This window comes from Dietzia sp. DQ11-38-2 (assembly GCF_014145055.1).
GTDB lineage: Bacteria > Actinomycetota > Actinomycetes > Mycobacteriales > Mycobacteriaceae > Dietzia.
This window is the reverse complement of the sequence record NZ_JAALDW010000240.1, coordinates 1-11581: the sequence shown is the minus strand read 5'-3', so window position 1 is coordinate 11581 and position 11581 is coordinate 1. Positions and strand designations below refer to the sequence as shown.

Annotated in this window: 11 protein-coding genes; 5 read left to right on the top strand and 6 right to left on the bottom strand. The window is 68.6% G+C overall.

The window, feature by feature from the left end:
* The coding region (locus G6026_RS17235) for an FAD-dependent oxidoreductase (protein WP_347238084.1) at nt 1-754 on the bottom strand (754 nt) is incomplete at its 3' end.
* A gap of 145 nt (nt 755-899) precedes the next feature.
* On the opposite strand from G6026_RS17235, the gene G6026_RS16955 reads away from it, so the two are divergent.
* Entirely contained in the window at nt 900-1424 is a 525-nt protein-coding gene (locus G6026_RS16955) for a DUF3253 domain-containing protein (protein ID WP_107756192.1), read from the top strand.
* Nucleotides 1425-1551: 127 nt separating this feature from the next.
* A complete protein-coding gene (locus G6026_RS09050; RefSeq protein ID WP_107756191.1) occupies nt 1552-2709 on the top strand; it encodes an acyl-CoA dehydrogenase family protein in 1158 nt (385 codons plus the stop codon).
* Between the two features lie 88 nt (nt 2710-2797).
* Here G6026_RS09050 and G6026_RS09045 read toward each other — a convergent pair whose 3' ends face one another.
* Nucleotides 2798-3214 (bottom strand): cytochrome c oxidase subunit 4, encoded by a 417-nt coding sequence (locus tag G6026_RS09045; protein ID WP_107756190.1) that lies wholly within the window; start codon nt 3212-3214, stop codon nt 2798-2800.
* 36 nt (nt 3215-3250) lie between these two features.
* Nucleotides 3251-4369 (bottom strand): cytochrome c oxidase subunit II, encoded by a 1119-nt coding sequence (locus G6026_RS09040; protein ID WP_107756189.1) that lies wholly within the window; start codon nt 4367-4369, stop codon nt 3251-3253.
* A gap of 227 nt (nt 4370-4596) precedes the next feature.
* Here G6026_RS09040 and asnB point away from each other — a divergent pair, with 227 nt between their 5' ends.
* Nucleotides 4597-6522: an asparagine synthase (glutamine-hydrolyzing) gene (gene asnB / locus G6026_RS09035; protein ID WP_182612967.1), complete on the top strand. Its 1926-nt coding sequence runs from the start codon at nt 4597-4599 to the stop codon at nt 6520-6522.
* Here the strand turns inward: asnB and G6026_RS09030 are convergent.
* From G6026_RS09030 to G6026_RS09020, 3 genes are all read right to left on the bottom strand, one after another.
* Nucleotides 6519-7517: an IS481 family transposase gene (locus G6026_RS09030; RefSeq protein ID WP_182612966.1), complete on the bottom strand. Its 999-nt coding sequence runs from the start codon at nt 7515-7517 to the stop codon at nt 6519-6521. The two genes, asnB and G6026_RS09030, sit on opposite strands and share 4 nt — an antisense overlap.
* A gap of 156 nt (nt 7518-7673) precedes the next feature.
* Complete coding sequence (locus tag G6026_RS09025; protein WP_182612965.1) at nt 7674-8651, bottom strand: carbohydrate kinase family protein; 978 nt, start codon at nt 8649-8651, stop codon at nt 7674-7676.
* An 88-nt stretch (nt 8652-8739) separates the two neighbouring features.
* Complete coding sequence (locus tag G6026_RS09020; RefSeq protein WP_107756186.1) at nt 8740-9102, bottom strand: iron-sulfur cluster assembly accessory protein; 363 nt, start codon at nt 9100-9102, stop codon at nt 8740-8742.
* 167 nt (nt 9103-9269) lie between these two features.
* Here G6026_RS09020 and G6026_RS09015 point away from each other — a divergent pair, with 167 nt between their 5' ends.
* Nucleotides 9270-9989 carry a DUF3043 domain-containing protein gene (locus G6026_RS09015; protein ID WP_182612964.1) on the top strand — a complete coding sequence of 240 codons (720 nt, stop codon included), beginning with the start codon at nt 9270-9272 and terminating at the stop codon, nt 9987-9989.
* Between the two features lie 78 nt (nt 9990-10067).
* Nucleotides 10068-11581: bifunctional adenosylcobinamide kinase/adenosylcobinamide-phosphate guanylyltransferase (locus G6026_RS09010; RefSeq protein WP_182612963.1), on the top strand; the 1514-nt coding region annotated here is incomplete at its 3' end.

The following is an 11581-nucleotide window of genomic DNA, read 5'->3' as shown; positions in this document are numbered from 1 at the left end:
GCATCCGCTGCCACCGACGTCGCAGCTCCGTCGACCGCTCGAAGCCGCCGGCGGCCACGAGTACACCGCGCCGTGCCCCGATCGACCGCGACCCCGAGCCGTCGCGCACCTCGACCCCCACGACCCGCCCCTCGTCGTCGCGGAGGAGATGCTCTGCCGCCGTCGACAGCCGGAGCTCCGCGGCCTCCATGTCGTCCAGCGCCAGGACGAGCCGGGCCACCCAGGCGCGGCCACCCTCCACTCTGGTGGGGTGCTCCGGGATACCGAACTGGTCCGACGGGACCGAGACGCGGATGTCACCGGCGCGCCCGCCGAGCTCGTCGACGGGGATCGGCTTGGGGTAGATGCTCCGGCCCATCTGCTGGCGACCGGGTGCGTCGAAGTAGTCCGGGAACGCCTGGAACCGCATGGGGATTTCCAGAGAGTCCAACAGATGGTCGACGACCATCGGGCCGGTGTTGAGGTACGCGTCCTGGAGGTCCGGGGCGGTCCGGTCGCCCACCACGGCGCGGAAGTAGGTCCGGCCCGCCTCCACCGAGTCCTCCACCCCGTCGCGCGCGAGCACCCGGTTGCCGGGCAACCACACCGCGCCTCCGGAGTACGCGGACGTCCCGCCGAAACGATCCGTCTTCTCGACCAGGCACGTCGCCATGCCGCGGGAGGCCGCCACGGCCGCCCCGAAGAGGGCCGCGACGCCCGAACCCACCACGACGACATCGAACTCCGTCTCGACCGTACTGTCCTGCTCCGCCACGGGCTCTCCTCGTCTCGTCGTCACCGGGACCTCCGACCGGCGATCGGCATTTCTAGAACACGTTCTACGATAGCGCGACGACCCCGCCCGCGCGGCGAACGACCGGACCCGTGACACCCCGACGACGGGCGGGCATGATCGCGGTGTGACGGACAACCAGGTCGACCACACCGATGACGGCCGCTATATCGTGGTCAAGGGACGACGGTGGCGGGCCACCGATCCCTCGATCCCGGACGCGCTGAGGACAGAGTTGGTCTCCGCGCTCATGACCGGCCGCCGACTCGTGAAGTCCGACGGCGACGCCGCCCGGGTGATGGTGCAGGATGCCAAGGTAGCCCTGGGCGAGCGGGGCGACCCCTGGTGGGAGCCCACCGAGCAGGGCACGCGGGACCGGTTGGCCGCGACGATCCGGACACTTCTGCGCTCCCGGGGCGAGAGCTCGATCTGTCCCAGCGACGCCGCCCGCGCCGTCGGCGGCGACGACTGGCGAGAACTCATGGGGACGGCGCGAGAGGTCGCTCTGGACCTGCGCGCGGACGGCGTGGTCGCCGTGACCCAGCGGGGCGAGGTCGTCTCCGGCACCGATCTACGTGGACCCATCCGCATCGTCGCCGGGGACGCACTCGGCTTCCGGCCACGCCCGGGCGGCACCTCCCCGGCGCCGTGAAGCTACCAGCGGGTAACCCTCGCCGTGCCGCCGTCCACGGCCTTGTACGATCAGGTTCGGTAGGAGACATTCACCTCATCGGCCCGTCCCCCTCTCATGGCGGGTCGTCCAATGGAAAGGCACACCCTTGCGCCGCACAGTGTTCAACGAAGACCACGAGGCCTTCCGCCAGACAATTCGCGCCTTCATCGAAGCGGAGGTGTCCCCGCACTTCCAGGAGTGGTTCGACGCGGGCATGGTGCCGCGTGAGTTCTACTACAAGCTCGCCGACCTCGGCGTCTTCGGCATCAACGTCGACGAGGAGTACGGCGGAGCCGGGATCAACTCGCACAAGTTCGAGGCCATCCAGTCCGAGGAGACCGCCCGCGCCGGCGTGAACTTCGGCGGGTCGGGCGTTCACGTCCTGCTGGGCCTGCCCTACATCAAGGCACTGGCGACCGACGAGCAGAAGCAGCGGTATCTGCCCAAGTTCGTCTCCGGTGAGGAGATGTGGGCCCTGGCCATGACCGAACCGGGGACCGGCTCGGATCTCGCGGGCATGAAGAGCACCGCGAAGCTCTCCGAGGACGGCACGCACTACGTACTCAACGGCGCCAAGACCTTCATCACCGGAGGTGTCCACGCCGACCGCGTGATCGTCTGCGCCCGGACCGCTCCCCCCCGGGAGGACGACCGTCGCTTCGGGATCTCTCTCCTGGCCGTCGACACCTCGCTCGAGGGTTACTCCGTGGGACGCAAGCTGGACAAGGTCGGCCTGAGGACCTCCGACACCGCAGAACTGGCCTTCAGCGACGTCAAGGTCCCTGTGGAGGATCTGCTCGGCGAGGAGAACCGTGGCTTCTACTACCTCGGGCAGAACCTGCCGTCCGAGCGCTGGGGAATCGCCTACGGGGCGTACGCCCAGGCCGCTGCCGCGGTCCGCTTCGCAAAGGAGTACACCCAGCAGCGCACGGTCTTCGGCAAGGAGGTCGCCTCGTTCCAGAACACCAAGTTCGAGCTGGCCGCATGCCAGGCCAAGGTCGACGCCGCGCAGGCCGTCGCCGACCGGGCGCTCGAGGCGCTCGACGAGGGAGAGCTCACCGCGGCCGAGGCCGCATCGGCCAAGCTGTTCTGCACCGAGATCGCGGCCGAGGTCATCGACCGTTGCCTCCAGCTGCACGGAGGCTACGGGTTCATCAACGAGTATCCGATCGCACGCCTGTACACCGACAACCGGGTCAACCGGATCTACGGCGGGACCAACGAGGTCATGAAGACCATCATCGCCAAGGACATGGGTCTGTAGCTCCTGACGCGAAGGCACCCACCGGGACGACGAGGCCCCCACCGCGACCGCGGTGGGGGCCTCTGACCGGTTGGCGGCCGACGTCGGATCAGTGCTTCTCGCGACCCCAGTGGTACTCGAACACCAGGGCACAAGCGGTGATGATCAACGCGGTCGCACCGGCGAGCAGCACCCACCAGTTCCAGAACGCCGCGCCGAAGCCGGTGATCATGACCGAGGCCGCGACGAAGAACGGCCAGAAGCTGTGCGGGCTGAAGAATCCGAGTTCGCCGGCGCCGTCCGAGATCTCCGCCTCTTCGTAGTCCTCGGGGAGCGTGCTGATGCGTCGCGCCACGAACCGGAGGTACCCGCCGATCAACAGACACAGTCCGGCGGAGAGCACGAGCGCGGTCGCGCCCACCCATTCGATACCGGTACGCGAGGTGCCCGTGAGGTAGGTGTACGCGACAGCCAGGATGGCGAGGAAGACCACCAGTCCGTCGAAGATTCTTACTGTTGCGTTCATCGTGCAGGAGCCCTTCGCGTGATACCGGGAGAGACGTCAGTTAGCGGATGCGTTCTCGATGATGTTGTTCTGGTCGCGGGTATCGCTGCGGCCGGTCTTGAACGGTGCCGTGGAGGTGGAATAGGGCGCCTCACCGATCGCCGCGAGCGCCTCGGCGTTGGACGCGATCGGGTTGTCCTGGCGGAACTGGATGTACTCCGCGAAGGCCTCCGGCGAGACCGCCCTGAGTTCGAAGTTCATCATCGCGTGGTACGCGCCGCACATCTCGGCGCATCGACCGACGAACGCACCCTCACGCTCGATCTCGGCGATCTGGAACATGCTCAGCTGCTGGTTCTGGCCCGGGTGCGGCATGACGTCGAGCTTGTAGATGAACTCGGGAATCCAGAACGAGTGGATCACGTCGGCAGCAGCGAGGCGGAACTCGATACGGGTTCCCGTCGGGAGGACGAGCACCGGGACCTCTTCCGAGGTTCCGACGGTCTCGATGTCGTTGAAGTGCAGGTACGACTTGTCCTCCGCCAGGCGACCGTGGATCGGACCGCCTGCGGCGGGCTCACCGTGATGACCGCGGGCCATGCGCTCCTCTTCGGAGAGAACGCCGGCCTCCTCGGCAGCACGCTGGGCCTCCTCGTTGGTGCCGTCCTCGATGGACACGCCGGCGACATCGACCTTGTTGTACCCGAACTTCCAGTTCCACTGGAAGGCGGTGACGTCCACCTTGACGCCGACCTCCTCCTCCGGACGGAGGTCGAGGACCTTGTTCTGCGTGATGACGGTGAAGTAGAAGAGCACCGAGATGATCACGAACGGCACGGCGGTGTAGACCAACTCGAGCGGGACGTTGTAGGCGGTCTGACGCGGGAACTCGCCGTCGTCGTTCTTCCTCTTGCGGTGGAAGGCCATCGTCCAGAAGATCAGGCCCCACACGAAGAACCCGACGATCAGAGACGTGATGACGGTGCCCGTCCAGAACTCCCTGATCGCGATGCCCTCGGGCGTGATCCCGTTCGGGAACCCGAAGTTCACGGTCTGGTTCCACCACTTGTTGTCGGTGTGGAGGCTGCAACCGGACAACACCAAGCCCACTGTGGCGAGCGACACCGCGAGTGCAGCCCTGCGCGTCCGACGACGCCCGTCACGCTGTTCCACCATCACGCCTTCCTGATCAGCGGCACCGACCACGTGGCCGGGACACTTAGGAATCGTAGACCACGGCTCTCAGTTTGGAGGCCGCGGGTCCCGGCATTTCACCCATCCCACCCCTCCACCCTCCGGTGCCGTGGGCCCGAACCCCGGGACCAGTAGTATTCGAGTCCATCGTGGCCCGCGGACGCGGGATCTGCCCCACCCCCGACGACGATCGACGAGGTACCCGACGAATGTGTGGCCTGCTTGGTCTGCTCACCCCCGACGGCTCCGCCCGCACCCACGAGTCGAGGGTCCTGGACGCGATGGGGTGCCAGCGGCACCGTGGCCCGGACGAAGTGGGGACCTGGGTCGACGACGACCTGGCGTTCGGCTTCAACCGACTGTCGATCATCGACATCGCCCATTCACACCAACCGCTGCGCTGGGGACCTCCCGAGAGCCCCGATCGCTACGTCCTGACCTTCAACGGCGAGATCTACAACTATGTCGAACTCCGTGCGGAGCTCCGGGCGGAGTTCGACGCCGAGTTCCGCACCGAGGGTGACGGCGAGCCGATCATCGTCGCCTTCCACCACTGGGGCCCCGCGGCGGTCCGCCGACTCCGCGGGATGTTCGCCTTCGCGATCTGGGACACCGTCGAGCGCACGCTCTTCGTCGCGCGCGACCCCTTTGGCATCAAACCGCTCTACATGGCCAGCGGGCCCGGGGGCACCGCGTTCGCGAGTGAGAAGAAGTCGATCACCGAGCTCGCGGGGGTGCTGGACGTCGACACGTCTCTCGACGCCCGCGCCCTGCAGCACTACGTCACCCTCCAGTACGTCCCGGAGGACGAGACGCTGACGCGCGGTGTCCGGCGGCTGGAGTCCGGATGCCACGCCACCGTCTCCCCCGGCACCGTCCCCGTGATCGAGCGGTACTTCGAGCCGACGTTCCCCGTGGCACCCATCGCCGACGGTGACGCCGAGCGCCGCTACGAGAAGATCGCGGTGGCTCTGGAGGACTCCGTCGCCAAGCACATGCGGGCCGACGTCACCGTGGGGTCCTTCCTGTCCGGCGGCATCGACTCGACCGCCATCGCCGCCCTTGCGCGGCGTCACAACGAGAACCTCCTCACCTTCACCACCGGCTTCGAGCGGGAGGGTTATTCCGAAGTGGACGTGGCCGCGGAGTCCGCGGCGGCGATCGGTGTGGAGCACATCGTCAAGGTGGTCTCACCGGAGGAGTTCGCCGCCGCGATCCCGGAGATCATCTGGTACCTCGACGAACCGGTCGCCGATCCGGCGCTGGTGCCGCTGTACTTCGTCGCCCGAGAGGCCCGCAAGCACGTCAAGGTGGTGCTGTCCGGCGAGGGGGCCGATGAACTCTTCGGCGGGTACACCATCTACAAGGAGCCACTGTCCCTGGCGCCGTTCGAGAAGGTCCCGGGCGGCCTTCGCCGGGCCCTCGGGCGGGTGAGCACGCGGATCCCCGAGGGCACCCGCGGCAAGAGCCTGTTGCACCGGGGATCCATGACCCTCGAGGACCGCTACTACGGCAACGCGCGCTCGTTCTCGGAAGACCAGGTCCGCTCGGTCCTCACCGACTACCGGGCCGAATGGGGCCACCAGGACGTCACGGGCCCCATCTACGAGCGTTCGCGCGGCTGGGACCCCGTCGCCCGCATGCAGCACCTGGACCTGTTCACGTGGCTGCGCGGCGACATCCTGGTCAAGGCCGACCGGATGACCATGGCCAACTCGCTCGAGCTGCGCGTGCCGTTCCTCGACAGAGAGGTCTACGAGGTGGCCTCGCGCCTGCCGTACACGGAGAAGGTGGCGCACGGGACCACCAAGTACGCGCTCCGTCAGGCCCTCGAACGGATCGTCCCCGCGCACGTCCTGCACCGGAAGAAGCTCGGCTTCCCGGTTCCGACCCGGCACTGGCTGGCCGGACCCGAGCTCCACGACTGGGCTCGCGGGCAGGTCCTGGCCTCGGGCACCGACGAGTTCGTGGACAAGGCCGCCGTCCTGCGGATGCTCGACGAGCACCGCCGTGGCGAGTCCGACCACAGCCGCCGGATCTGGACCATGCTGTGCTTCATGATCTGGCACGGCATCTTCGTCGAGGGGCGCATCGTCCCCGACATCGAACAACGGGACTACCCCGTCCGCCTCTAGCTGTGATGTCCAGGGAGGTTGGTCAGTCGGGTGATTGGTGGCTGGCCTCCGAGGGCGGAGTGGGCGCGATGATGATTGTAGAAGTGCAACCATTGCGGAAGTCGCTCGTTGCGGGCGTCGGTTGAGTCGTAGAACCGGGCGTAGGCCCATCCGTCGCCCAGGGTGCGGTGGAAGCGCTCGATTTTGCCGTTGGTCTGTGGGCGGTACGGGCGGGTTCGCTTGTGCGCGATTGCCAGGTCGGTGCAGGTGTCGCGCCAAGCGTGGGATCTGTAGGCCGAACCGTTGTCGGACAGGACCCGCTCGACGGTGACGCCACGGTCGGCGAACCAGGCCACGGCTCGTGTGAGCACTCCGGTCGCGGTGGGGGCCTTCTCGTCGGCATGGATCTCGGCGTAGGCCACCCGGGAGTGGTCATCGATGACCGTGTGCACGTAGGCCGTGCCGATCCGCGGCCGCGACTGGTGTCCGCGTTCGCCGGTTCGACGGGCGGTGGCGCGGCCGTTGAGTTGGCCTTGGGCTCTGCCGACGAAGCGGTGCCCGCCGCCGTCGGGGATGTTGCCGAACTTGGTCACATCGACGTGCAGTAGTGAGCCGGGCCGGGGGTGTTCGTAGCGGCGCAGTGGTTCACCGGTGACCCGGTCGATGCGCGAGAGTCGGTTGATCCGGCAGCGCACGAGGACGGCGTGCACGGTGGAGGCGGCGATGCCCAATCGGCCTGCGATCTGGACCGGCCCGAGCCGGTGGCGCCACCGCAATCGCACGATCGTGCGGACCATCACCGCACCGGTACGGTTCGGGCTCGTGCGGGGCCGTGAGCTGCGATCGGTCATGCCGGCCGGGCCCTGGGCGCGGTAGCGGTCGGCCCACTTCTTGGCGGTTCGGGGCGCGACCATGAACATCTTGGCCGCAGAGGCATAGGTCCAGTCGTTGTCGACGATGAGTCTTGCCAGCCGCAAACGGGTACGTGGGGTCAGGGTCGCGTTAGCGTGGGACACGAAGGCCTCCTGGTTGATGAAGCGAAGAACTAGACAGCTCCACTTCACAACCGGAGGCCTTCACCTGTCAGCCGAACTCACCATCGCGAGTCGGGACAACCTCCCTGGACATCACATCTAGCCGGGCGGGCCGGGTCTCTCAGGTCCTCAGGCGGGTCACGCCGGGAGGAGCACCGCGAGCTCCTCCGCGGCCTCGTCCCCGTAGGCCGCGGCGAGACGCCGGCGCGCGGCCGCCGGGTCGATGCTCCACTCCTGCGTGCCGGTCGTCTCCAGCACGTGGGTGGCGATGAGAGCACCGAACTGGGCTGAACGCTCCAGCGAGAGGCCGTCGACGACCCCGGTGAGGAAGCCGGCGCGGAACGCGTCGCCGACGCCCGTGGGGTCGAGCAAGTTGTCAGAGGGCACGATGCCCACCTCGAGGGGCTCGGCGCCCTTCTCCACGATGATCACGCTCTTGCCGCCGCGGGTGGTGATGCGGGTGCCGACCTTGTCGTCCAGTTCCCCGGCCGTCCACCCGGTCTTGTTCAGCAGCAGTTCGTACTCGTACTCGTTGGTGAACAGGTACCGGGCGCCGTCGACCAGCGCTGCGGCCGCCTCACCGTCGAGGAACGCCAGCTGCTGGGAGGGGTCTGCGGCGAAGTCGAGTCCGAGCTCGCGGCACTCCGCCGTGTGCGAGTTCATCGCGGTCGGGTCGTTGGCGCCGATGAGGACGATCTCGGGCCGGCCGATGCGGTCGACCAGGCGGGCCAGCGAGATGGTGGCCGCCTCCCCCATCGCTCCCGGATAGAACGACGCCAGCTGGGCCATGCCCGAGTCGGTGGTGCACACGAACCGCGCGGTGTGCAGGGCGGAGCTGATGTGGACCGCCGAGGTGTCGACGCCGTGCCTCTCCAACCAGTCGCGGTACTCGGCGAAGTCCTCACCGGCGGCCCCCACCAGATGGGGACGACGGCCGAGCACGCCGAGCGCGAACGCGATGTTGCCACCCACTCCGCCGCGGCGGATCTGGAGGGAGTCCACCAGGAAGCTCAGCGACACGTGGGCGAGCTGCTCCGGCAGGAGTTGCTCGGAGAACCGACCCGAGAAGGTCATGAGGTGGTCGGTGGCGATGGAACCGGTGATGACTACTGACATGCTCCAGACAGTAGACGACCCGGGCCGACACGCTGTCGGTCCGGGTCGTCGGTGCCCCGGGCTCGCCCCGGGAACTACCCTGGTGAACTCAGTTGAACGAGTCTCCGCAGGCACACGAGCCGGTGGCCTGGGGGTTGTCGATGGTGAAGCCCTGCTTCTCGATGGTGTCGACGAAGTCGATCGACGCACCCGTCAGGTAGGGGACGCTCATCCGGTCGACGGCGAGCTTGATGCCGCCGAAGTCGTCCACGACGTCGCCGTCGAGCGAGCGGTCGTCGAAGAAGAGCTGGTAGCGCAGGCCGGCACAACCACCGGGCTGGACGGCGATGCGCAGCGCCAGATCGTCGCGGCCTTCCTGGTCGAGGAGCGCCTTGGCCTTCGAGGCGGCGGCGTCGGTGAGCAGCACACCGGTGGCGGTGGTCTCCGTGGCGGTGTTCTCCGCAGTGGTCATGTCGGTTCTCCTTGCGATCCGAGAGGGTCTTCGGTGGCGTCCTACGGTGGTGCAACGTCCACCGGGGAGCTCTCTATTCCCCGGACGCCGCGTCGACTGACACGATACGCCTGCAGGGAGCGGCGGGTGAGTAACCTCGGTGCGGCACGATCGCCTAGCCTGGGTGCGTGAAGTTGCGTGCATTCGGCTCCAGTAAAGACGACCCCGGCAAGGGCTCGACGGGTTCCGACTCCGGGCCGGAGTCCTCCCCCGGAGCGGCTGCGGCCGGTGCTGGGGCTGATTCCGCGGCTCCGGCAGGGGACGCCCGGCGACCCGCGGGCAAGGGCAAGCCCACCCCCAGGCGGAGGGACCAGGAGCGCGCGCGAGGTCTGCGGACCGGGCCCGTCACGGCGCCCGTCACCCGCAAGGAGGCCAAGGAGCGGCGGAAGGCCGCCCGGGCGAACATGTCCAAAGACGAGCGCAGAGCCTCCAAGGCCGAGGAGCGGGCCGCCCGTGAGGAGCGCCGTCAGCTCATGATGGCCGGCGACGACCGTTACGTCCTCTCGCGCGACCGCGGCGAGGTCCGTCGCTTCGCCCGCGACTGGGTGGACACCCACCGGCGCCTGATCAACTTCTTCATGCCGCTCGCGCTGTTCGTGATCATCTTCCAGCTGATCCCCAACCCCGCCTTGATGTTCTACAGCCAGAACCTGTTCCTCATCCTCATCGTGGTCGTGGTGGTGGACGGCATCCTGCTCGGGCGCAAGGTCAACAGTGTCGTCCGCGAGCGGTTCCCGGGCACCGAGGACACCGGATTCGGCATGGGGTGGTACGCGGTGATGCGGGCGACCCAGCCGCGGATGCTCCGCACCCCACGCCCGAGGGTCCGTCCCGGCGACTCCATCTGACCTACTGCTGACCTGACGGACGGCTGATCCCACCGACAGCCGACCTGACCGACGATCCACGGAAAGGCCCCGAACGCCATGCGCCTGCTCGTCCTCGGCGGCACCCGCTCGGGCAAGTCCGCCCACGCCGAATCGGTGGCCGTGGCCACCGGCGGGAACGTGGTGTACGTCGCCACCGCGCGATCGGACCACGACGACGCGGAGATGACCGCCCGGATCGCCGTGCACAAGGACCGGAGGCCGGCCGAGTGGTCCACCGAGGAGACCGACGAGATCACACGGGTACTCGCCGATCACCCCGACGACACGGTCCTCGTCGACGACCTCGGAGGCTGGCTGACCCGCAGGATGGACGCCACCCTCGGATGGTCCGACGGCGGGGCGGCCGTGGCCGGTGAGGTCGACTCGTTGGTCTCGGCGGTCACCGCCCACACCGGTTCGCTGATCCTCGTGTCCCCCGAGGTCGGCCTCGGGGTCGTGCCCGACTCGCTCTCCGGGCGCCTCTTCTCGGATCTGCTCGGTGGGCTCAACCGGCGGCTGGCCGACGTGTGCGACTCGGCCGTCCTCGTCGTCGCCGGGCGGGTCCTGACACTCTCTGACACCGCGGTCCCCGCCGCGCAGCGAGCGATCGAGCCGCCACCCGCTCCGGAGACCCGGCCCGGGGTCGAGAAGGTGGTCGCGGTGGCGGTCGCGCCGGGGCCCGAGGACTTCCCCGGTCTCGGGGACGTCGAGTACTACGACGACCCCGTGACTTTCCCCCCGGTCCACCCGCCCTCTTACACCGTGGCCGACGAGGCCCGAGCCCGGCAGCTGGAGCTGACCAAGCCGTCGGGCTCGCTCGGTCGGCTCGAGGAGATCGGGGTGTGGATCTCGGCGTGCCAGGAGACCTGCCCGCCCCGTCCTCTCGACCGAGCGCGGGTCGTGGTGTTCGCCGGCGACCACGGTGTGGCCACGAACGGGGTCTCCGCCTTCCCGCAGGAGGTCACCCTGCAGATGGCCGACAACATCGTGGGCGGTGGTGCGGCCGTGTCCGTTCTCGCCCGCGCGGCGCGGGCGACGGTCCGGGTGGCCGACATGTCCATGGCCGCGGAACGCCCCGGAGGGTTGGACGACCACAAGATCCGACGCTCCAGCGGGTCGATCGATCGTGAGGACGCGCTGAGCCACGACGAGGTCCGGGCCGCGGTCGCGGCCGGCCGCAGGATCGCCGACGAGGAGGTCGACTCGGGTGCGGATCTGCTCATCGCGGGCGACCTCGGCATCGGCAACACCACGCCGGCGACGGTGATCACCTGCCTCGTCACCGGTCGCGAGCCGGTCGAATTGGTCGGCCGTGGCACCGGGATCGACGACGGCGGATGGATGCGCAAGACCGCGGCGATCCGTGACGCGATGTTCCGGGCCTCCGGTGACCTCCGCGACCCGGTGGGCATGCTCCGCCGGGTCGCGGGCGCCGACCTCGCCGCCATGGCGGGATTCCTCGCCCAGGCCGCGGTCCGCAAGACCCCCTGCATCCTCGACGGGTCGGTGGTCACGGCGGCGGCACTACTCGCCGAGGCCCTGGCACCCGGGGCTCGCCAGTGGTGGGTCGC

What these genes read in the sequence shown, in the direction of transcription:
- G6026_RS09045 (WP_107756190.1), bottom strand. Translation starts at nt 3,214, where the DNA reads ATGAACGCAACAGTAAGAATCTTCGACGGACTGGTGGTCTTCCTCGCC.
- G6026_RS09040 (WP_107756189.1), bottom strand. Translation starts at nt 4,369, where the DNA reads ATGGTGGAACAGCGTGACGGGCGTCGTCGGACGCGCAGGGCTGCACTC.
- asnB (WP_182612967.1), top strand. Translation starts at nt 4,597, where the DNA reads ATGTGTGGCCTGCTTGGTCTGCTCACCCCCGACGGCTCCGCCCGCACC.
- G6026_RS09025 (WP_182612965.1), bottom strand. Translation starts at nt 8,651, where the DNA reads ATGTCAGTAGTCATCACCGGTTCCATCGCCACCGACCACCTCATGACC.
- G6026_RS09020 (WP_107756186.1), bottom strand. Translation starts at nt 9,102, where the DNA reads ATGACCACTGCGGAGAACACCGCCACGGAGACCACCGCCACCGGTGTG.